18 protein-coding genes are annotated in these 22,195 nt (G+C 63.5%); 12 read left to right on the plus strand and 6 right to left on the minus strand.

The annotated features are described in order from the left end of the window. The first annotated feature begins 49 nt into the window (after positions 1–49). Positions 50–1,522 carry a hypothetical protein gene (locus ACLIRY_RS13395; RefSeq protein ID WP_413205904.1) on the plus strand — a complete coding sequence of 491 codons (1,473 nt, stop codon included), beginning with the start codon at positions 50–52 and terminating at the stop codon, positions 1,520–1,522. A gap of 55 nt (positions 1,523–1,577) precedes the next feature. On the opposite strand, the gene hydA is transcribed toward ACLIRY_RS13395, so the two are convergent. The 5 genes from hydA to ACLIRY_RS13420 all read right to left on the minus strand — a co-directional run bounded on the left by hydA (position 1,578) and on the right by ACLIRY_RS13420 (position 8,047). Beyond that, positions 1,578–3,017 carry a dihydropyrimidinase gene (gene hydA / locus ACLIRY_RS13400; RefSeq protein ID WP_413205905.1) on the minus strand — a complete coding sequence of 480 codons (1,440 nt, stop codon included), beginning with the start codon at positions 3,015–3,017 and terminating at the stop codon, positions 1,578–1,580. 23 nt (positions 3,018–3,040) lie between these two features. Next, the gene (locus ACLIRY_RS13405; RefSeq protein ID WP_413205906.1) at positions 3,041–3,697 is read right to left on the minus strand and encodes a TetR/AcrR family transcriptional regulator; all 657 of its coding nucleotides are present in this window, start codon (positions 3,695–3,697) and stop codon (positions 3,041–3,043) included. A gap of 372 nt (positions 3,698–4,069) precedes the next feature. Next, positions 4,070–5,335 carry a Zn-dependent hydrolase gene (locus ACLIRY_RS13410; protein ID WP_413205907.1) on the minus strand — a complete coding sequence of 422 codons (1,266 nt, stop codon included), beginning with the start codon at positions 5,333–5,335 and terminating at the stop codon, positions 4,070–4,072. A gap of 36 nt (positions 5,336–5,371) precedes the next feature. After that, entirely contained in the window at positions 5,372–6,649 is a 1,278-nt protein-coding gene (preA, locus tag ACLIRY_RS13415; protein WP_413205908.1) for an NAD-dependent dihydropyrimidine dehydrogenase subunit PreA, read from the minus strand. 57 nt (positions 6,650–6,706) lie between these two features. Next, the gene (locus ACLIRY_RS13420) at positions 6,707–8,047 is read right to left on the minus strand and encodes an NAD(P)-dependent oxidoreductase (protein WP_413205909.1); all 1,341 of its coding nucleotides are present in this window, start codon (positions 8,045–8,047) and stop codon (positions 6,707–6,709) included. Between the two features lie 842 nt (positions 8,048–8,889). Here ACLIRY_RS13420 and ACLIRY_RS13425 point away from each other — a divergent pair. From ACLIRY_RS13425 to ACLIRY_RS13475, 11 genes are all read left to right on the plus strand, one after another. Next, a complete protein-coding gene (locus tag ACLIRY_RS13425; protein WP_413206096.1) occupies positions 8,890–9,660 on the plus strand; it encodes an ABC transporter ATP-binding protein in 771 nt (256 codons plus the stop codon). Next, complete coding sequence (locus ACLIRY_RS13430) at positions 9,650–10,549, plus strand: ABC transporter permease (RefSeq protein WP_413205910.1); 900 nt, start codon at positions 9,650–9,652, stop codon at positions 10,547–10,549. The genes ACLIRY_RS13425 and ACLIRY_RS13430 overlap by 11 nt, the downstream gene beginning before the upstream one ends. Further along, a complete protein-coding gene (locus tag ACLIRY_RS13435; RefSeq protein ID WP_413205911.1) occupies positions 10,546–11,688 on the plus strand; it encodes an ABC transporter permease in 1,143 nt (380 codons plus the stop codon). Before ACLIRY_RS13430 ends, ACLIRY_RS13435 begins: the two co-directional genes overlap by 4 nt. A gap of 70 nt (positions 11,689–11,758) precedes the next feature. After that, positions 11,759–12,778: an ABC transporter substrate-binding protein gene (locus tag ACLIRY_RS13440; RefSeq protein ID WP_413205912.1), complete on the plus strand. Its 1,020-nt coding sequence runs from the start codon at positions 11,759–11,761 to the stop codon at positions 12,776–12,778. Between the two features lie 132 nt (positions 12,779–12,910). After that, positions 12,911–13,933: a BMP family lipoprotein gene (locus tag ACLIRY_RS13445; RefSeq protein WP_413205913.1), complete on the plus strand. Its 1,023-nt coding sequence runs from the start codon at positions 12,911–12,913 to the stop codon at positions 13,931–13,933. A 21-nt stretch (positions 13,934–13,954) separates the two neighbouring features. Further along, on the plus strand, positions 13,955–15,577 hold the full coding sequence (locus tag ACLIRY_RS13450; protein ID WP_413205914.1) for an ABC transporter ATP-binding protein: 1,623 nt from the start codon (positions 13,955–13,957) through the stop codon (positions 15,575–15,577). Further along, entirely contained in the window at positions 15,574–16,698 is a 1,125-nt protein-coding gene (locus ACLIRY_RS13455; RefSeq protein WP_413205915.1) for an ABC transporter permease, read from the plus strand. The genes ACLIRY_RS13450 and ACLIRY_RS13455 overlap by 4 nt, the downstream gene beginning before the upstream one ends. Positions 16,699–16,703: 5 nt before the next feature. After that, the gene (locus ACLIRY_RS13460; RefSeq protein ID WP_413205916.1) at positions 16,704–17,678 is read left to right on the plus strand and encodes an ABC transporter permease; all 975 of its coding nucleotides are present in this window, start codon (positions 16,704–16,706) and stop codon (positions 17,676–17,678) included. 4 nt (positions 17,679–17,682) lie between these two features. Next, entirely contained in the window at positions 17,683–18,117 is a 435-nt protein-coding gene (gene cdd / locus ACLIRY_RS13465) for a cytidine deaminase (RefSeq protein WP_413205917.1), read from the plus strand. Then, positions 18,114–19,442, plus strand: coding sequence for a thymidine phosphorylase (gene deoA, locus ACLIRY_RS13470; RefSeq protein ID WP_413205918.1), 1,329 nt, complete (start codon positions 18,114–18,116; stop codon positions 19,440–19,442). Before cdd ends, deoA begins: the two co-directional genes overlap by 4 nt. Positions 19,443–19,446: 4 nt before the next feature. Continuing rightward, positions 19,447–20,661 carry a phosphopentomutase gene (locus tag ACLIRY_RS13475; protein WP_413205919.1) on the plus strand — a complete coding sequence of 405 codons (1,215 nt, stop codon included), beginning with the start codon at positions 19,447–19,449 and terminating at the stop codon, positions 20,659–20,661. 177 nt (positions 20,662–20,838) lie between these two features. Here ACLIRY_RS13475 and ACLIRY_RS13480 read toward each other — a convergent pair whose 3' ends face one another. Next, a complete protein-coding gene (locus tag ACLIRY_RS13480) occupies positions 20,839–21,858 on the minus strand; it encodes an acyltransferase domain-containing protein (protein WP_413205920.1) in 1,020 nt (339 codons plus the stop codon). Positions 21,859–22,195: the final 337 nt, after the last annotated feature.

A 22,195-nucleotide genomic window follows, 5' to 3' on the forward strand; every position in this document is an offset into this window, starting at 1 on the left:
CTCCTCATTCGCAGGGGAACGCGCATCCCGGCAACAGGTTGGAGGCTCCATGACCATGACCTACGGCTTCTTCCATACGCGACCCGGCGCAACCCAGGCCGATGGCCTGTATGTCGACCGGTCCGGACGTCTCTTCCTCTGGCCAAACCGCACGGACAGGGCCTACGAGATCGATGAAGATGCCGCCGTGCAATGGAGTGCCTTGGTGATGGAAGCCAAAACCTCCCCCCTTTTCTTGCTGGCCGTGCTTCCCATCACGGCTCTCGCCTTTGGGGTGTTCGTGGTTTTTCCCCTTCCCCCCCTGCTCCTCTCCGACAGGGTTCTAGGACTTCTCTGCCTTGGGATCGGTCTGGTGATTGGTCACCCGCTTGCGCAATTCGTCTTGCAACGTTGGCTTGCCCGTGATTTCAGCGCAGGTCTGGAGCGCATGGGCATCCCGCCACGCCCCATGCGCCGTCCCCCGGTTCTCTCCCTGAAACCCTCGGAGCAATGGGGCCGGGGACGATTTATCAGAAAAGTCGCGGCCCTCCTGACTCTGGCCTTGGCCATCGCCGCCTTTCCCTTTGCCGCGCCTGCCCTCGGCGTCCTCGTCACTCAAGGAGACAGACTTGTCTTTATTCTCTGTGCCCTTGTCCTTCTTCTGGATCCGGGTCGTTTGATCGTCCGGCAAATCAAGGGCATTCGCCTATCGGACAGTTGGATGTACGAACCGCCACCAACGGCAACGGGCCTTCCCCACCCCCATCCGTTCGGTCCCCCGGGGCGCACCTTCCAGGACGATGAACGGCAGTTTCGAAGGGAAGAGAGATCCCGCCCCCTCCTGCCTCGCCTTGGGAAGGCACTGTTGTTTAAATTTCTTCCCATCATCGTCGGTGGTGGCCTGTTCGGCTGGGCCTTGATCGTCTGGAACCAAGTTCCCTTGACGCCAGAAACACTGTCCGCCCTGTACGCCCGCGCCGTTTCCACGGAACCCGGCGCTGTGATCCTCAAATGGGCAAGCCCCATCCGCGTTTGTGTCACGGGATTTCCCGATAGCCTGCTCCGGGACAACCTGCTGTCTCGGACCGCATCCACGCTAAAAGCGGCAGGTTTGCAAGACGCACCGGAGGACGGCCCTTGTACCGTCGAAATCACCCATCTCGATGGCCCCCGAACGAATGCCCGAGGCGAGCCCGACGCCATGGGAGCCCACTTCAGCCACCGTGCGGGCGTCCTCAGCCGGGTGCGCATCGAGATCAGCCCTTCAACGCTCGAAACCGTTGACCCGGTGGGGATGCTCAACGATTCCCCCCAGGTCCTCGGAACCGTCGCGACCACAGCCGCCCTTTGGGCCGTGGGCTTCCGAGGAAGTGTGGCCTGGAATAGCCACTATGTCGATGCTGCGGGACACGGACTGTACGCAACGGAACTGCTGCCCAAGCTTCACTATCTTCCGGCCATTTTACCCGGCATGCCCCGCGACCAAGCGGTGTCGATCGTCCGCAAGGAAAGCGAGGCCTTTCTGAACGGCGAGAGCGACTGATCACCCCCGAATCAAGCGGGGCGCCGAAAAGCGTCCCGCTTGACCCAATCCGCGTCTACCGTGCGACGGACGTCGGCACGCGGGCAGCGTTGACCTTGGAGACGGCGTCAAAGACCGGCTGGAAATTGGGGCGTTTCAGATAGCGTCCCGCCCCCTTTTCGGCCCGCAGCTCCCCACCGGTCCAGGTCAGTTTGCCCTGGGACAGGGTGTGGACGGGAACACCGGTGCAGGTCATGCCTTCGAAGATATTGAAATCCACCTTCTGATGGTGCGTTTTGGCGGAAATGGTCCGGGTGGCCTTGGGATCCCAGACCACCAGATCCGCGTCCGCCCCCACCCGCACATCACCCTTGCGGGGATAGAGGTTGAAGATTTTCGCCGCATTGGCCGAGGTCACGGCCACGAACTCGTTCATGGTCAGCCGCCCGGTGTTCACTCCCTGGTCCCAAAGCACGGCCATGCGATCCTCGACCCCACCAGTGCCATTGGGGATCTTGGTGAAGTCGTCCCGGCCCATGGACTTCTGGCTTTCACAGAAGCAGCAATGGTCCGTGGCCGTGGTCTGCAGGTTACCCGATTGCAGGCCCTTCCACAGCGCCTCCTGATTGCCCTTGGGGCGAAAGGGCGGGCTCATCACATGGGCGGCGGCGGTGTACCAATCCTCATTTCGGTAGACGGAGTCATCAATCATCAGGTGACCGGCAAGGACCTCTCCATAGACCCGGCTGCCGGCGGAGCGGGCGCGAGTGATCTCGTCCAGGGCCTGCTGGGCGCTGACATGCACCAGATAGACCGGCACGCCGATGACCTCGGCCATGCGGATGGCCCGGTTGGCGGCCTCGCCCTCGGCCTCCGGCGGGCGGGAGAGGGGGTGGGCCTCCGGTCCGGTGATCCCTGCGGCCAGGAGTTTTTTCTGGAGCTGAAAGACCAGCTCCCCATTTTCCGCATGGCAGGTGGGGATGGCCCCCAGCTCCAGGCAGCGGGAGAAGGAGTTATAGAGGATCTCATCATCGGCCATGATGGCGTTCTTGTAGGCCATGAAATGCTTGAAGCTGTTCACGCCCTCTTCGGTCACCAGGGTGCCCATGTCCTCATAGACGCTGTCATCCCACCAGGTGACGGCCACATGGAACCCATAGTCGCAGGTCGCCTTCTCCGCCCAGCCACGCCAGGTGCGGTAGGCATCCATCAAGCGTTCCTTGGGGTTGGGGATGACGAAATCAATGATGGTGGTCGTCCCACCGGCCATGGCCGCAGCGGTACCGCTTTCGAAATCCTCGCTGGCGACGGTCCCCATGAAGGGTAGTTGCATATGGGTATGGGGATCGATGCCGCCGGGCATGACGTAACAGCCGCCCGCGTCGACCACTTCTGCGCCGACGGGGGCCTCCAGGCCCTCACCAACGGCGATGATCACGCCGTCCTCGACGAGCACGTCGGCCCGGGTCGTTGTGTCAGCGGTCACGACGGTGCCGCCCTTTACCAGAAGTGCCATGGCGAGATCCTTCCCTTGGTCCATTATTGGAGGTGTGAGGGGATGGGCAAACCGAGGCCGCGCAGCACGAAGCGCGTCACCTCGGCGGTGATATGGTTGTAATCGGAGCGCCCAAGCGTCCGGCGCCCCAACACCAGACGGATTTGCACATCGAAGTCAGCGTAATGCTGGGTCAGGGCCCAGATCATGAACAGGAAATGGCGGGCATCCACCGGAGCAATCAGCCCCCGCCTGGCCCAGTCTTCCAGCACGGCAGCCTTGGCATTGACCAGATCTCGCAGGTCATGGGCCAGGAAATCGGCCAACACCGGCGCACCATGCAAAACCTCATTGGCAAAAACCCGCGAGGCCGCCGGTCGGGTCCTTGTGGCCTCCATCTTAGCCGCCACATAGGCGGTGACTGCCTCCGCCGGATCGGCCTCGGCCCGGATGCTTTCGATGGGGTCCAGCCAGACATCAAGAATATCCCGAAGGAGGGCCCGATAGAGGTCCTCCTTGGACCCGAAGTAGTAATGGAGATTGGCCTTGGGCAGGTCAGCGGTGGCGGCAATATCGGCCATGGTCGTCCCGGCGAACCCGGCATCGGCGAACACAGCCTCCGCCGCGCGCAGAATCCGCTGCTCGTTCTCCAGCCGGATCCGCCCCTTACCGGTGGAATTTTCCGATACCGCCTGTTTCATCGTCTGGTCTCCACCCTTTCGGATCTTGCAGGTTGCGGAAAGAGTCCGAGCCCTCCCCTCTATTCGTCATCCTCGCGACATTCGTCATCCCCGCGCAGGCGGGGATCCAGGGTTGATTTCGCTGCCGACGATGAAACGCGCGCCTGTCGCGTCGACCGCTTCCGTCACCTGTCCCCACCCTGGATTCCCGCTTTCGCGGGAATGACGGGAAGGGGGCGAGAATGACGGAAAAACTTTTTCCCGCAATCTGCTAGAGTGAAACTGGATCAGCTTGAGTCAAGCTGGCCCGGTTTCACTCTCATTCTATAGATTTTAGAGTATCTTCGAGGCCAAGTTTGGTCGCAAAGTGACCCAACTTGATCTCGAAATACTCTAGCAAGCCTTGTCAGCGATGGTGCGACTGGTTTCCACCACGGCATGCAGAAGAACGTCGGCGCCCGCGGCCACCCATTCAGGCTTGGCGTCCTCGATCTCGTTATGGCTGATCCCATCCACGCAGGGGATGAAGATCATCCCCGTCGGCGCCACCGCAGCGAGGTAACAGGCGTCGTGGCCGGCGCCGGACACCATGTCGCGGGTGGAGAAGCCCCCCGCCTCCACGCCCTTGCGCACCGCCGCCACGCAATCGGCATCGAACTTGACCGGCGCATAGTACCAGATCTGCTCGAAGTCATTCTGAAGACCGATCTCGCTGGCGATACGGTCCACTTCGGCACGCAGCTCGGCGTCCATGGCCGCCAGCACGGCATCGTCGGGATGGCGGAAGTCCACGGTGAAGAAGACCCGACCCGGGATGACATTGCGGGAATTGGGGAAAACCTGCATCAGCCCCACGGTGGCGCAGGCGTAGGGCGCATGCTTCATGCCAATGCGGTTGACCGCATCCACCACCCGCGAGGCCCCCAACAGGGCGTCCTTGCGTCGGTTCATTGGGGTTGGACCCGCGTGGCTTTCCACGCCGGTGAAGGTGATCTCGTACCAGCGCTGGCCCTGACAGTCGGTGACCACGCCGACGGTCTTGTCCTCGGCTTCCAGGATGGGGCCCTGCTCGATATGCGCCTCAAAATAGGCGCCCACCGGGTGGGCCTTATAGCTGGCATCCGCATCCCCGGCATAGCCGATACGGGCCAGTTCCTCGCCCATGGTCTTGCCATCCAGGTCGGCGCGGGAGAGGCCATAGTCCAGGTCGAAGACACCGGCGAACACACCGGAGGCCACCATGGCCGGAGCGAAGCGCGAGCCCTCTTCGTTGGTCCAGACGGCCACTTCCACGGGTGCATCGGTCTCGATTTCCAGGTCGTTCAGGCTGCGCACCACCTCAAGCCCGGCGAGCACGCCATAAACACCATCGAACCGCCCGCCCGTGGGCTGGCTGTCCAGGTGACTGCCCATGATCACCGGCGGCAGATCCGGGTTCTTGCCCGGGCGGCGGGCGAAGATATTGCCCATCTTGTCCACAGAGACCGTGCACCCGGCCTCCTGGCACCAGGAGACGAACAGATCCCGTCCCGCCCGGTCGATATCCGTCAGCGCCAGACGGCAGACGCCACCCTTTTCCGTGGCGCCATGCTGGGCCATCTCCATCAGGCTGTCCCAGAGGCGCGACCCATTGCTTTTCAAATTGGTAGGCGTTTCCATCGCTTCATCGTCCTTTCGAAATCACGCGTTTTGGGATTACTCAGCGGCATCGACGCGCATGGGGTTCCGGGGATCCTCGGGCCAGGTCAGAGCGGGCTTACCGTTATCGACTGGCACCATGGTGATGCAATCGGGCACAGGGCAAACCAGCGAGCAGAGGTTACACCCCACACAATCCTCGTCCACCACCGTAAAGACGCGTTTCCCCTCGCCCTGGGCAATGGTGATGGCCTGATGACTGGTGTCCTCGCAGGCAATGTGGCACCGGCCGCAGTCGATACACTTCTCCGTGTCAATGATCGCCTTGCTGTCGAAGTTGATGTTCAGCTCGTTCCAGTCGACCACATTGGGCACGGCCATGCCAATGAAGTCGGACAGGGTCTTGTAGCCCTTCTCGTCCATCCAGTCGGACAGGCCGTCGATCATGTCCTCAACAATGCGGAACCCATAGGTCATTGCCGCCGTGCAGACCTGCGTCCCATGGGCGCCGAGCGCCATGAACTCCGCCGCGTCCCGCCAACTGCCCACGCCACCGATGCCGGAAACGGGCAGGCCCTGGGTGATGGGATCGCGGGCCAGTTCGGCCACCATATTGAGCGCGATGGGCTTCACCGCCGGGCCGCAATAGCCCCCGTGGCTGCCCTTGCCGTCCACAGTGGGAGTCGGCGCCATGATGTCCAGATCGACGCTGGTGATGGAATTTACCGTATTGATCAGCGACAGGCCATCCGCCCCCCCCGCCCGGGCAGCAGAGGCGGGGATCAGGATATCCGTCACATTGGGGGTCAGCTTGACCAGAACCGGCAGGTCGGTGGCATTCTTCACCCAGCGGGTCACCTGCTCCACCATCTCCGGCACCTGACCGATAGCAGAACCCATACCGCGCTCGCACATGCCATGGGGACAGCCCAGGTTGAGCTCCAGGCCATCGGCTCCGGCGGCGGTGATCTTTTGGGCGAGGCTCGCCCAGGCCCGCTCCTCGATCACCGCCATCAGCGAGACCACCAAGGCCCGGTCGGGCCAATCGCGCTTGACCTCGGTAATTTCCCGCAGGTTGACCTCCAGGGGACGGTCGGAGATCAGCTCGATGTTGTTGATGCCGATCAGGCGGCGGCTGGCGTCCAGGTGACCGCCGTAGCGGCTGGACATGTTCACCACTGGGGGATCCTCGCCCAGGGTTTTCCAGACGACACCCCCCCAGCCAGCAGCAAAGGCGCGTTCAACATTGTACTTTTTGTCCGTCGGCGGAGCGGAAGCCAGCCAGAAGGGATTGGGACTTTTGATTCCGGCGATGGTGCAGGTCAAATCGGCCATGGCGCGATGTCCTCGTTCAAAAGGAAAGGGAAGCAATCGGGGAAACGGAAGGCGCCCTCACAGGGCCAGGGAGGCCAAAATCGCCTCCGCCGCCTTGGCGCCATCGGCCACGGCGCGCACCGTCAAATCCGTCCCGTTGTGGATACAATCCCCTCCCGCAAAAACCTTGGGGTCGCTGGTTCGATAGTCAGTGACGGCAAGCCGTCCCTTCGCGAGGGTCAGCCCCTCCAACCCGAGCGGTTTCATGGATTGCCCCACGGCCTTGAGCACGAGATCCGCAGCGACCTCAAAGGTCCCGCCGGTGCCCTCCAATTTGCCGTCCACCAGGACGGTGTGTTCGAAAGCGACCGCGCCGACAACGCCATTGCCTGCGGTATCAACGAAGCGGGTGGGGCTCGCCCAGAAGACCACCTGGACGCCATTGGCCCGGGCCAGATCCAGTTCGAAGGCGGTGGCGCCCATCTGGTCCTCGCCCCGGCGATAGGCCAGGGTCACATGGGCCGCGCCCAAGCGCCGAGCCTGGATGGCCGCGTCAACGGCCGTGTTCCCTCCGCCCAAGACGACGACATTGTCGGGAAGGGAGATCTCGCCGATGGGGTCCTTGGCCTGGCGGAGGCGCTCGATGAAATCGATGGCCGCTTCCACGCCGTCCAAGCCCTCGCCGAGAAGGCCCACCGGATTAGCAGCACCCAGGCCAATGCCCAAGAAGACCGCGTCATAGCCGGATGTCAAATCCGCCAAGGCGATATCCCGGCCCAGGGCCTTTCCCGTTTCGATGGAGATCCCGCCCAGGGACAGAATGAAGTCCACTTCCCGTTGGGCGAAATCGTCGGTCATTTTGTAGGCGGCCAAACCGTGCTCATTCAAACCACCAGCCTTGGCCCGGGCCTCGAAAACGGTCACCTCCACCCCGGCGCGGGACAGGGCATGGGCGCAGGACAGTCCGGCGGGACCGCCCCCGACGACGGCGACTCGCTTACCCGTGGAGGCGGCGCGGGTGAAGGGTTGGACTCCGGCGGAAAACAGGGCATCGGTGGCGAACCGCTGCAACTGGCCAATGGCAACGGGCTCCCCTTCGGCCTTTTCCCGCACACAGGCGGCCTCGCAGAGTTCCTCGGTCGGGCAGACCCGCGCGCAGGTTCCCCCCATCACATTGGCCGAGAGAATCGTCTTGCCCGCGCCCACCGCGTTCCCTTGCCCAATGCGGCGAATGAACCCGGGAATGTCGATGGAGGTCGGACAAGCCGTGACGCAGGGCGCGTCGTAGCAATAGAAGCAGCGGGCGCTGTCAGCCATGGCCTCAAAGGAGGACAGGGGCGGATGGAGGTCGTCGAAGCCACCACTGGATCGACAGGCGCTGGACAAATCGGCGGCGGGAAGACGGGGAGCGGCGGTCATCGGCGAAATCCTTCGTTAGGGGGAAAGGAAACACGTCGGTAAGGGACACGCGGCTGAGGGGGCCCTTCAAAACCTAACCATCGGAGGGATCCTCGAAAACCTGACCATCTGGTCAAGCAATGACAATGCCAACATAGGATAACCCGAAAATTTCGTTTTTTTCCTGACTTTTTGGCCAAGAAATGCCCGTTCGATAAGATCGTTTTCTAAGCAATATCTTTATTTAAAGCACAAAAATTAATCATATTAAAAATTTTCATTTTTTTTCAGCATCATAGAGGAACCCTTCTCAGAATCTCCCTCCCCAGCTTCGGGTCCGAGACCGCCATTCCGAAGGGTCTTCCCTCGGATATCGCTTGGAAACCCAAGCCTTTCTATGGGAATTTGTCTCTGCCTGCTTTTTGAACTTTTCCCATAGTCCCTAATCCAGGCCCCCTTCCCGGTCACACGACCTTGGGACAGGGGGGGCCTGCGGAGCGAATAAGCTGTCTTCTTGGTCAACTTTCCCTAGGGTTTCCTTCCCCTTCGTGGGGTCCGGAGGCCCTGGGGAGGCGAGAAGAGTGATCCCGAGCAGACGGCCGGGGAAGACGTGTCAAACAGTTGGCCCCGGATTTGCCTTATGGGTTACGGTTGAAGCATTCGGGTCAAGGAACCCGGAAGCCTCCTTTCGCCACCTCATTACGCCGCCTCCCTTTCGTCCCCTTTTCGCCAAAGCGGTCCATACCCGTTCCAGGAGATTTCGCGTGGCCCCCTCCCCCAATTCAACGGCGCCCCTGTCCGCTTCCACCGATCCCAGAACCGATACCCGAACTGGCCCGCACACTGGGGCCAGTGCTTCGGCCATCATCGATATCCGCCACCTGAATCTGACCTTCAACGCGGGCGACCACCCGGTGCATGCCCTCAGTGATGTCAGCCTGAAGATTGCGCCGGGGGAATTCGTCTCCCTGATTGGCCCCTCGGGCTGCGGCAAGACCACCCTTCTGCGGGTGATCGCCGACCTGGAGCAACCCACCGGCGGAGACCTCACCGTCGAGGGCATGAGCGCCGAGCAAGCGCGGCGCAAACGCCGCTACGGCTATGTGTTCCAGGCGCCGGGCCTCTACCCCTGGCGGACCGTGGAACGCAACGTCTCCCTGCCGCTCGAACTGTTCGGCGCTGGCAAGGCCGAACGCAAGCGCATCACCGAGGAGCAACTGGCCCTGGTCGGCCTGACCGGGTTCGAGAAAAAGTTTCCCTGGCAGTTGTCCGGCGGCATGCAGCAACGGGCCTCCATCGCCCGGGCCCTGACCTTCGCCCCGGACATCCTGCTGATGGACGAACCCTTTGGCGCCCTGGACGAGATCACCCGGGACCATTTGAACCTGCAACTGACCCGTCTGTGGAACCAAACGGGCAAGACCTGTGTCTTTGTCACCCATTCCATCGCCGAGGCGGTGTTCCTCTCCACCAAAATCGTCGTCATGAGCCCCCGGCCCGGCCGCATCCTGGAGGTCATCGACTGCGACCTGCCCCGGGATCGGACCCTGGACATGCGCGAAAGCGCCGAATTCCAGGAAATCGCCGCCAAGGTACGCGTGGGACTGGCGGAGGGGCATGGATATGACGATTAAGCGCTCCGGAGCCCAATCCCTCGTCCACCATGGCTTGCCCATCCTGGTGATTGCCGCAGCCGTGCTGATCATTTGGTACCTGGGCGCCTATTTTCTCAATGCACCGGTCGTGCTCGACCAATTGGCCCGCAAAGGCATCGAGAGCCCGGATTTTTCCCGGGTGCTGGCCGAAGCCTACACCATGAAGCGGCCCATCCTGCCCACACCGGACCAGATTGCCGTTGACCTGTGGACCAGCACGACCAAATGGCCCTTGGACAGCGTGCGCAACCTGCTGTTCCACGCGGCGGTGACCAGCGCCTCGACCCTGACCGGCTTCGCCATGGGCTTGGTCCTGGGCATTGTGCTGGCGGTGGGTATCATCCATTCACGCACCCTCGACGGCGCCCTGATGCCTTGGGTCATTGCCAGCCAGACCATTCCCATCCTGGCGATCGCTCCGATGATCGTCGTGGTCCTCGGCAACATCGGCTTCACCGGCCTTCTGCCCAAGGCGGTGATTTCCATGTACCTCTGCTTTTTCCCCATCACCATCGGCATGGTGAAGGGATTGCGCTCCACCGATCCCCTGGCACTCGACCTGATGCGGACCTATTCGGCCAGCCCCAGTCAGGTCTTCTGGAAGCTGCGCCTGCCCGGAGCCATGCCCTTCCTCTTCACCAGCATGAAAATCGCCATCGCCATTTCCCTGGTCGGGGCCATCGTCGGCGAGCTGCCCACCGGAAGCCAATCGGGCCTGGGGTCGCGCCTTCTTTCGGGCAGTTATTATGGGCAGACCGTGCAAATCTGGTCAGCCCTGATCCTCGCTTCCGTCCTGTCGGTGGTGCTGGTGGCCCTGGTCGCTCGTATCGAAAAGGCGGTCATTCACTCCGCAGGAGGCCACCGATGAGCCCCCAACAGATGCTGTCCGCCAACACATGCCGCCCCCCCATGGCGCCCTGGCCCCTGTTGGCCGTCGTCGCCCTGCTGGTACCGCCCGTCTCCCTGGACGGCCTCCGCCCCATGTGGTGGGAGCTTCCCGGTCCCGCAGCGGCTGTGATCCTGGGCATCGGCGCCGCCCTGGCGGGTCGATGGGCCAGGACCGCCCTGGTCGAAGGCCTGCTGTCTCTGCTCTCCCTCGTCGCCTTGGGGGTAGTGCCCCTGATGCTCATGGACCAGGGGTATTCCCTGGCCCGGGGCGCCGGACCGGTCTGGTTGGTGGTGCTCGGCGCCATGGGCATGACCTGGCACGCCATGGCCGTTTTGGCCAATATGGAAGAGCATGCCCTGTTCCGCCGGATCCTCGTGCCCACCCTGTTCGGGGCAGCCCTGCTCTACCTGTGGGAGGTTGGGGTGCGCGGTTTCGAGGTGCCCTCGGTGCTTCTGCCTGCCCCCCATGCGGTGGCCGCAGCCCTGCTCAGCCACGCCGGGACCCTTTGGGCGGACTTCCAGCAGACCGTGCTGCAAGCCGTGATCCGGGGATATGTGGCCGGTTGCCTGTCGGGCTTCCTGCTGGCGATCATCGCCGACCGGGTGCCGTTCCTGGCCCGGGGGTTACTGCCGCTCGCCAATCTGGCCAGCGCCATTCCCATTGTCGGTATCGCACCGATCATGGTCATGTGGTTCGGCTTCGATTGGCAGTCCAAGGCGGCTGTTGTGGTGATCATGACCTTCTTCCCCATGCTGGTAAACACGCTTGCCGGCCTGCAATCGGCGGAGAAGATCCAGTTGGACCTGATGCGATCCTATGGGGTCGGCTATTGGCGCACCCTTTTTCACCTGCGCCTGCCCGCAGCCTTGCCCTTCCTGTTCAATGGCCTGAAGATCAACTCCACCCTGGCCTTGATCGGCGCCATCGTCGCCGAGTTCTTCGGAACCCCCATCGTCGGTATGGGATTCCGGATCAGCTCAGAGGTCGCCCGGATGAACGTGGACGTGGTTTGGGCGACCATTACAGTGGCCGCCGTCGTCGGGTCTGGCGCCTACGGCCTTCTGTCCCTGGCCGAACGGCGAGCCACCTTCTGGCATCCGTCGTTCAGGTCCAAGTAAGCCGTTTTCCGTTTTCATTGACCCTTTTCGAATTCTTCCGCCCTCATCTCACCGCAAGGGAGCTTATGCGATGCGAAGCAAGTTCAAGACCACCGTATTGACGGGAATGGCCGGGGCACTTGCCCTGGTGGGCGCCAGCAGCGCGGCCTTCGCTGCCGACGACCTGACCCTGCAATTGAAGTGGGTGACCCAGGCCCAGTTTGCCGGGTACTACGTGGCCAAGGACAAGGGCTTCTATGACGAGGAAGACCTGGACGTGACCATCAAGGCTGGTGGTCCGGACATCAACCCCAGTCAGGTCATCGCCGGTGGCGGCGCCGACGTGGTCGTCGACTGGATGCCCAGCGCACTGGCCACCCGCGAGAAGGGCGTACCCCTGGTCAACATCGCCCAGGTCTACCAGAAATCCGGCATGATGCTGACCTGCCGCAAGGACAGCGGCATCACCAAACCCGAGGACTTCAAGGGCCACACCCTGGGCGTCTGGTTCGGCGGCAACGAGTATCCCTTCCTGTCCTGGATGTCGACGCTCGGCTTCAGCACCGAAGGCTCCAACCCGGATGTAACCGTGCTGAAGCAGGGCTTCAACGTGGATCCAATCCTGCAGAACCAGGCCTCCTGCATCTCGACCATGACCTATAACGAATACTGGCAGATCATCGATGCGGGCATCCCCGCGTCCGATCTGACGGTCTTCAAGTACCAGGATTATGGCGTCGCCACCCTTGAAGACGGCCTCTACGCCACCGAGGCCACCCTGGCTGACCCGGCCATGGTCGACAAGCTGGCCCGCTTCCTGAAAGCCTCGGCCAAGGGCTGGGCCTATGCGGCCGAACATCCCGAAGAAGCCGTAGAGATCGTCCTGGCCAACGACGCCACCGGCGCCCAGACCGAAGAGCACCAGGCCCGCATGCTAAGCGAGGTCAACAAGCTGTTGGAAGGCTCCAAGAAAGGCTTCGGCTACCTGGATCCAGAAGCCTACGCCCGCACCGTGAAGGTGCTGATGCAGCCGGGCAGCGCGCCGATCATCAGCAAGGAGCCCGAGGGCGCCACCACCGATGTCGTCTGGAAAGCCGCCTTCGGCGGATGATCCGGGAGTCGGGTGGGGTGGCGGACTGTTCGCCACCCCCCTTCTCTTTGCGCCTTTTCCATCTCCGAGCAGGGATGACCCCGAGCAGAAACAAGCCCGAATAGAAACGCCCAAGTGGAGGTAATCGATACCATGAAGACGCTTGTGATCGCCGCTCTTTCCGCTGTTGGCCTGCTGTCCGGCAGCCTGCTGTCTGGCAGTCTTCCCCAGGCCCGGGCCGACGAGGCCTTCAAGCCCGCCATCGTCTTCGACCTGGGGGGCAAATTCGACAAATCCTTCAACCAAGCCGTCGACGAGGGGGCCCAGCGCTTCGCCGAACGCACGGGAGAAACCTACCGGGGCTACGAACCTCAGAACGAAGCCCAGGTGGAACAGGGTCTGCGCAAATTTGCCGACAAGGGGTTCTCTCCCATCGTCGCTGTGGGCTTCAATCAGGCAAAGAGCGTGGAGAAGATCGCCAAGGACTTCCCCGACGTCAAGTTCGTGCTGATCGATGCCGTCGTTGACCTGCCCAATGTGAAATCCGTGCTGTTCAAGGAGCACGAGGGGTCCTATCTGGCCGGAGCCATCGCCGCCATGAAAAGCGAAAGCGGCACCATCGGCTTCGTCGGCGGCATGGACATTCCGCTGATCCGCAAATTCGCCTGTGGCTACAAGCAGGGCGCGGTGGCCATCAATCCGAATATCACCGTCATCGAGAACATGACCGGCACCACCGGCGCCGCCTGGAACGACCCGGTGAAGGGGGGCGAACTGGCCAAATCCCAGATCGATCGGGGTGCGGATGTGATCTTCCACGCGGCAGGTGCCACGGGCCTGGGTGTGCTCCAGGCCGCCGCCGATGCGGGCAAGCTGGGCATCGGCGTCGACAGCAACCAGAACCACATTCTTCCGGGCCATGTGCTGACCTCCATGGTCAAACGCGTGGGTGTCGCCACGGATGTGGCCTTTACCGAAGCCAAGGACGGCACCTTCACGCCGGGTCTGGAGGTCCTGGGACTGGCCGAGGACGGTGTGGGTCTCGCCATGGACGAAAACAACGCCCCCCTGATCACCCCGGAGATCACCGCCAAACTCGACGCGTTGAAGGCGGCCATCATTGACGGCTCCCTGACGGTCCACGACTACATGAGCGACGACACCTGTCCCCTGTGACCGATAGGGATCCCTGTCCCCATGCCCGATCATCCGATCCCGTCCACCCCCTCTCCGACCGGAGGCCCCCTGCCTCCGGTCGGAGCGTCCGCGCCTGCCATTGAACTGCGGGGCATCGACAAGCGGTTTGGCGCCGTTCATGCCAACCGGGCCATCTCTCTGGCCGTCGCTCCGGGATCCATCCACGGGATCGTGGGGGAGAACGGCGCCGGCAAATCCACCCTGATGAGTATTCTCTACGGCTTCTATCAGGCCGACGCAGGCGAGATCCTTGTCAAGGGCCGAGCGATCAAGATCAAGGACAGCGCCAACGCCCTCGCCCAGGGCATCGGCATGGTTCACCAGCATTTCATGCTCGTGGACACCTTCTCCGTGGTGGAAAACATCATGCTGGGCGCCGAAGGGGGGGCCCTGACCCGCAAGGCCACCCGTACGGCCCGGACAGAGCTGTCCCGCCTGTCCCGCGACCACGGGTTGGAGATCGACCCCGACGCCCTGGTGGGGGACCTGCCCGTGGGCCTGCGCCAGCGGGTGGAGATCCTCAAGGCGCTCCATCGCGGGGCCGAGATCCTGATTCTCGACGAGCCCACAGGCGTGCTCACCCCCCAGGAAGCCGACCACCTGTTCCGCATTCTCACCGCCCTGCGGGACCAGGGCAAAACCATCCTGCTGATCACCCATAAGCTGCGCGAGATCATGGCCATCACCGACCGGGTATCGGTGATGCGCCAGGGCCAGATGGTCACCACCCTGGAGACCCGCGACACAACACCCGAAGCCTTGAGTGAACTGATGGTCGGCCGCAAGGTCCCCGCCCGCCTCGCCAAAGCGCCGGTTCCCCTTGGTCCGCCTGCCCTGGAGGTCTCAGGCCTGGAAGTGGTGGACGAGAACAGCGTACCCCGGGTCAAGGGCGTGGACCTGACCGTCCACCATGGGGAAATCGTCGGACTGGCGGGTGTCTCCGGCAACGGCCAAAGCGAGCTGCTCGAAGCCTTGGCAGGGATCCGCCGCCCCCAGGCCGGGCAGATCGTCATCAATGGCGTCCCCCTGTTCCCCGAGACCGCCTATCAACCGGATAGCCTGCGCGCCCACCGCGTGGCCCATGTGCCCGAGGATCGCATTCGCACCGGGCTCGTCACCGCCTTCACCTGTCGGGAAAGCATGATGCTGGGCTACCAGGATGATCCTGCCTGGCGCCGCAAGGGCCTCGTGGATTGGCCCACCATCACCCAGGACACGCGGAAGAGGATGGAGCAGTACGATGTGCGCCCCCCCGATCCCCTGCTCAAGGCCGCCAATTTCTCCGGCGGCAACCAGCAAAAACTGATCCTCGCCCGGGAGATGGAGCGGGACCCGGACCTCTTGCTGGTCGGCCAACCCACCCGGGGCGTGGACATCGGCGCCATTGAGTTCATTCACCGCCGCCTGCTGGCCATGCGCGAGGCAGGCAAGGCCATCCTGCTCGTCTCCGTGGAGCTGGAGGAGATCCGCGGTCTCGCCGACCGGATCCTGGTCATGTTCGATGGCCGGATCATGGGCGAGATCGCCGCAGACCATGCCGACGAGCGCCGCCTGGGCATGATGATGGCAGGCTGCGAGCCGACGGACCCCGAAACCGACAGATCCAGGGACGCCCAGTCATGAGCGGTACTGCCCCCAGTCGCCCCCTGCCCCCTTGGGTCGATTACGGTCTGATGCCCCTGATCAACCTGCTGTTGGCCCTGGCCGTGGCAGGGATCGTGGTCGCTGCCATCGGCCAGAATCCCCTGGAGGCCCTGATTCTGCTCATCCAAGGAGCCTTTGGCAGCGGGGAGAACATTGGCTACACGCTCTACTACACCACCGACATGGTCTTCGCGGGGTTAGCGGTCGCCGTGGCCTTCCACTGTGGCCTGTTCAATATCGGCGGCGAGGGACAGGCCTATATCGCCGGGTTGGGTGTCTCCCTGGTGGCCCTCTATCTGGACGTCCTGCCGTTCTGGATCCTCGCCCCTTTGATGCTGATCGGCGCCATGGCCTTTGGTGCGGGCTGGGCGGCCATTCCCGGGTGGCTGCAAGCCCGGCGGGGAAGCCATGTGGTGATCACCACCATCATGTTCAATTTCATCAGCTATTCGGTGATGACCTACATGCTGGTCAATGTGCTGATCCAGCCGGGACAGATGGCACCGGAAAGCCGCCGCTTCGCCGAAAACGCCCAACTTCCCCCCCTCCATGACCTGATCCCCGGGCTGGCCCAGTCCCCCCTCAACGTGACCGCCCTTTGGGCTTTGTTTTGCTTGCTCGGTGTTTGGGTGTTCCTCTGGCAGTCCCGCTTCGGCTATGCCCTGCGGGTGGTCGGCGCCAACCCCCAGGCGGCAATTTACGCCGGGATCAATCCGGGCCGCCAGATCATCCTGGCCATGGCCATCTCCGGCGCCCTGGCAGGCGGACTCGCCCTGAACGAGGTCGGCGGTGTGCACTATCGCCTGTTGGTGGGCTTCACCAACGGTTATGGCTTCACCGGCATCGCCGTCGCCATGATGGGCCGGAACCACCCCATCGGCGTCTTGCTGGCCGGGCTGCTGTTCGGTGCCCTCTACCAGGGGGGAGCGGAACTGGCCTTCGATATGCCCGAAATCTCGGTCCAGGTGGTTGTGGTTATCCAGGGCTTGGTGATCCTGTTCACCGGCGCACTGGAGCACATGTTCCGCCCCGCCCTCGGTCGGATGGCCGCCCGATTGGAAGGAGGCAAACGGCCCCTTCCCGCCAGCGAAAGGGGATAGGGCCGATGGGCGAGAGTCTCGAATTCCTGTCCCTTTTGCTCGACGCCACCCTGCGGGTCTCCGTGCCCCTGGTGCTAGCGGGGCTCGCCGGATTGTTCTCCGAGCGTGGCGGCATCATCGACATCGGCCTGGAAGGCAAAATGCTGGCCGGAGCCTTCGCCGCTGCGGCGACCGCAGCGGTCACCGGAAGCCCCTGGGCGGGACTGGCCGTTGCCATCCTGGCCTCGCTCGCGTTCGCCCTGCTCCACGGGTTCGCCTGTATCACCCACCGGGGCAATCAGGTGGTCTCGGGCATGGCCATCAACATCCTGGTCTCCGGCTTGACCGTAACCCTGGGCATGGCCTGGTTTCACCTGGGGGGGCAAACCCCCTTGCTGCCCAAGGAGTCCCGCTTCACGGAATTCACCCTGCCCGGGGCCGAGACCCTGGCGGGGATCCCCCTCCTCGGCCCCCTCTATCGGGATGTGATCAGCGGCCATGGCATCCTGGTCTACCTGACCTATGCCATCGTTCCCCTGGCCTGGTGGCTGCTCTACCGCACCCGGTTCGGCCTCAGGCTGCGCGCCGTGGGAGAGAATCCCGCCGCCGTGGATGCTGCCGGGATTTCCGTCGCCTGGCTCCGCTATCGCGGCGTCCTCATCGCCGGTCTGCTCTGCGGGATCGCCGGAGCCTATATGTCCACCGCCCAGTCTGCGGGCTTCGTGCGCGATATGACGGCGGGCAAGGGCTATATCGCGCTGGCGGCCATGATCTTCGGCAAATGGCGCCCCTGGCCAACCCTGGGGGCTTGCCTGTTGTTTGGTGTTCTCGATGCCCTGTCCATCCGCCTGCAAGGTGTGCCCCTACCCGGTATCGGCGAGATTCCCGTGCAGTTCATCCAGGCCCTGCCCTATATCTTGACGGTGGTTCTTCTGGCCGGGTTTATCGGCGCCTCCAGACCACCCAAGGCCGACGGCATCCCCTATGTGAAGGAACGATGAGAGAATGGGTCACTCCTTTTCCCCCGACCATGACTTGGTGGTGGCGGCCCTGGCGGCGCGACGCCATGCCCATGCCCCCTATTCCCACTTCACGGTGGGTGCTGCGGTCCGCGATGACGAAGGCCGAATCCATGCCGGATGCAATGTGGAAAACGCGGCCTATCCCGAAGGGGTCTGCGCCGAAGCGGGGGCCTTGTCGGCCATGGTCGCCGCCGGGGGGCGGCAGGTGGTGGACGTCGTCGTGGCCGGAGGAGATGGCACCGTTCCCTGTGCCCCCTGCGGAGGATGCCGCCAGAAGCTGCGGGAGTTCTCCCTTCCCGATACCCCGGTGCATATGGTGGACGGCGAAGGCCATGCCCTTCTGACCCTGACCCTGGACGAGTTGCTGCCCAACAGCTTCGGCCCGGACAACCTGCCCCGAAAAGGCACCCACTCATGATCCCACAAGAAATCATCCGCCGAAAACGCGACGGCCATGCCTTGAGCCCCGAAGACATCGGCGCCTTCATCGGGGGCCTGACGGATGGCAGCGTGGGGGACGGCCAAGCCGCAGCCTTTGCCATGGCCGTGTTTTTCCAGGGCATGACCCTGGACGAGCGGGTGGCACTGACGCTGGCCATGCGAGACAGCGGAACCGTGCTCCATTGGCCCTCCCTGGGCCTCGATAGAGCCCCTATCGTCGATAAGCATTCCACCGGAGGCGTCGGCGACAAGGTCAGCTTGATGCTCGCGCCCCTGGTGGCCGCCTGCGGCGCCTTCGTCCCCATGATCTCTGGCCGGGGGTTGGGCCATACGGGCGGCACGCTGGACAAGTTCGACAGCATCCCCGGCTATCGCACAGCTCCGGAATTGAAGGACTTCGCCGCCACGGTGAAAGCCGCAGGCTGCGCCGTCATCGGCCAAACCGCAGACTTGGCCCCGGCGGACCGGCGCCTGTACGCCATCCGCGACGTCACCGCCACGGTGGAAAGCCTGCCGCTGATCACCGCCTCGATCCTGTCCAAGAAACTCGCCGCCGGGCTTTCGGGACTGGCCATGGATGTGAAATTCGGTAGTGGCGCCTTCATGAATGCCCCCGAGGACGCCCGCGCCCTGGCCGAGAGCATCGCCACCGTGGCCCGGGGAGCAGGCCTTCCCACCACCGTGCTGCTGACAGATATGGATCAGGTGCTTGGCGACAGCGTCGGCAATGCCCTGGAAATGCACGAGGCCATTGACTACCTGACCGGCATTCACCGTGAGCCCCGGCTGCACGCTGTCACCCTGGCCCTGGCTGCGGAAATGCTGGTGCTCGCCGGGCTCGCCCCGACCCCGGAGGCCGCCCTCCCCCTGGTGGAGGTGGCACTGGAGAGCGGCGGCGCCGCAGAGCGGTTTGCCCGTATGGTCTCCGCCCTGGGGGGCCCTGCGGATCTGCTGGAGCATCCGGACAGACATCTGGCCAAGGCGCCTCTGGTTCGTCCCCTTCCCGCCCCCACAGCGGGCGTGGTCTCCGCCATGGACACCCGAACGGTGGGATTGGCCCTGGTCGAAATGGGTGGGGGACGCAAGGGTCACGCCCAGGCCATCGACCATGCCGTGGGCATGACCGCCATGGTCACCCGGGGCCAGGAGGTGGCAGCCGGGGATGCCCTCTGCCTGATCCATGCCCGGGACGAGACCGGGTTCGAGATGACCAAGGCCCGCATTCTCGAAGCCATCACCCTGGCGCCCCCAGGGACGCCCGTCGCCCTCCCTCCGCCCGTGGCCGAGCGCCTGGGAGAATAGGGTCATGGCCAAGAAAACCAAGGGGAGGGCCGTCGTCCTCGTCATGGACAGTTTCGGCATTGGCGCCACTCCGGACGCTGACCGCTTCGGCGACCGGGGCGCCAACACCCTGGGGAGCATCGCCGAAGTCCGCGCCGCAAGCCCGGCTGGCCCCCTCCGCTTGCCCTTCCTCACGGCCTTGGGCCTGGGAGAGGCGGCGCAGTTGATCAGCGGCCGGACCCCGCCGGGTCTGGAGCAGGACGGTCCCCCCCGGGGCCTGTACGGCGCGGCGCAAGAGGTTTCCAAGGGCAAGGACACTCCCAGCGGCCATTGGGAGTTGGCGGGGGTGCCTGTCCGTTTCGATTGGGGATATTTTCCCGACAGTCAGCCCTGCTTCCCGCCGGAGCTGGTCGCCGCCCTGGTGGCCGAGGCCGGATTGCCCGGTATCCTTGGGGATAAGCATGCTTCCGGCACGACCATCCTGGAGGAGCTGGGCGAGGAGCATATCCGCACGGGAAAACCCATCGTCTATACCTCTGCGGATTCCGTCTTCCAGATTGCCGCCCACGAAGAGCATTTCGGCCTGGACCGCCTCTATGCGGTTTGCGCCATCGCCCGCTGTCTGGTGGACCCGTTGGGCATCGGCAGGGTTATCGCCCGGCCTTTTCTCGGAGAAGACGGCGCCTTCCAGCGGACCGGAAACCGCCGGGATTACGCGGTTCCGCCCCCGGCTCCTACTCTCCTTGACCACCTGAAAGCGGCGGGGCGGGAGGTCGTGTCCATTGGCAAGATCGCCGATATCTTCGCCCACCGGGGTCTGACCCGCTGTCTCAAGGCAACCGGGGACATGGCCCTGTTCGACCTGACGCTCCAGGCAACCCGAGAGACCCGGGACGGTGGTTTGATCTTTGCCAACTTCGTGGATTTCGACAGCCTCTATGGCCATCGGCGCGACCCCTTGGGGTACGCAAGCGCCCTGGAAGCCTTCGACCGTCGCCTGCCCGAGCTGGAGGCCCTCCTCCAACCCGGTGATCTGGTCTTTTTGACCGCAGACCACGGCTGCGATCCGCGCTGGCAGGGCAGCGACCACACCCGGGAGCATGTCCCCATGCTGGCCTTTGGCCCCGCCCTTCCCGGTCCCAAGGCCATCGGCATCCGCGCAACCTTCGCAGATTTGGGGCAGACGGTGGCGCAGCACTTGGGCATCACACCCCTGGATGAGGGCACGGCCTTTCTTTAGAGTTTCGCGTGGACCGGACAACACGGTACACGACAGGGGATGTTTTCCCGTCACGTCCCCCCCCCTCTTTGGCGAGACTGGGGCCGAAAGGCCCCAGACCCCAGGCTAAAAAAATGGGCTTGGGCTATCGCCCAAAAAAGACAAGCTGTGGAGCGTCAAACTCTCCACCCCTTGGTATCATCCCCTCCGGATCCAGCTCAGCACCCTTTCGATCGCCTTTTGCGCATCCTTCTCCCCCTCCAGAGTGGGGAGGATCGGGATGTCCCGCTTCCGCTCGCGGGCCTTATCCCGCATGGCCCCTTGCAACACGGGTTTTGCACCGATCTCGAGAAAATGGGTCCCTCCCAGAGCCAAGGCCGTATCCAGGGCATCGGCGAAATGCACAGGCAGGCGGACGTTCTTCTGCCAATAGGGACCGTCCATCACATCCGGATCCTGTCCGGTAATCTGCCGGGCCGTGACACTGGAGACCAAGGGAACGGAGGGCACAAGCGGCGTCAAGCCGACGAGCCGCGCGCGGAGGGGCTCCAGCAGGGGATCCATATCGACGCTGTGATAGCCGATATCCCCCTCCAGACGCCGAACTTTCACGCCGGTTCGCCGCAATTCCCGCTCTGCCTCGACCAAGTCCTTGGTCAACCCCGCCAAGCTGATCGCCCGCCGCGCGTTGAAAGCCGCAACTTCGAGCTTGGGAAACCGGTCGCAGAAGGCCCGTGCCTCCGCGGCGTCCATCATGACAGCCAGCAGCCCGCCATTTCCCGCCCGCGCGCTCTGCAAGTCCGACCGGGCCCAGCAAACGGCAAGGGCGTCGTCCAAGCTGAGATGTCCGGAGCAATAGGCCGAAGCGATTTCTCCCGCAGAATGGCCCAGGCAGATATCGGGCTCCACCCCCTGGCTGGCCAGCAGGCGAACGAGGCCAACCTGCAGGGCAAGCTGGGCCGGTTGGGCCACGCGACAGTCCCAAGCCGCCCCCGCCACTGCAGCCCCACCTTCAGCCCCTTTATCCGCATCGTCCTCGTTTGCCGGACCCATCATCGCGTCAATCAGGGAGAAACCCGCCAACAGCTGAAGCCTACCGTCGATCTCCTCCAGCGTCTGGCGGAATACCGTCTCCCTCTCCCATAGAACGCGCCCCATGCCAGGCCATTGCGGCCCCATGCCCGAAAAAACGAACAGGATCCGAGGGGGGCCAGCCATCCGGGGCTTTCCGTGATTGGGCTTAATGATCTCCCCCGTTTGGTGACTGTCTATGACCAACCCAGACAATCATATCAGGAACTCTGCAAGAAATACCTCCTCCGAGAAATGCATTCTTCAGGATCGCCCTATGCATTTTTTGCATTCCAAGGCCCCATAATTGGGCATGGTCTGGTTTCAGGTATAATGCTAGGCATGTTGACTTCCCCGCGCCGGGGAGAGTTTGGTTTTGGCTCTCCTCTCTTCACCCGCACAGGAAGTTTGGCGGTCCACCCGGCAAATCGCCACAAACAGAAAAGTCTCGTATGACCCCCCATTCGAACACGCCGCCTGCCCC

Source organism: Rhodospirillum sp. A1_3_36, from assembly GCF_047263945.1.
Taxonomy (GTDB): Bacteria; Pseudomonadota; Alphaproteobacteria; order Rhodospirillales; family Rhodospirillaceae; genus Rhodospirillum.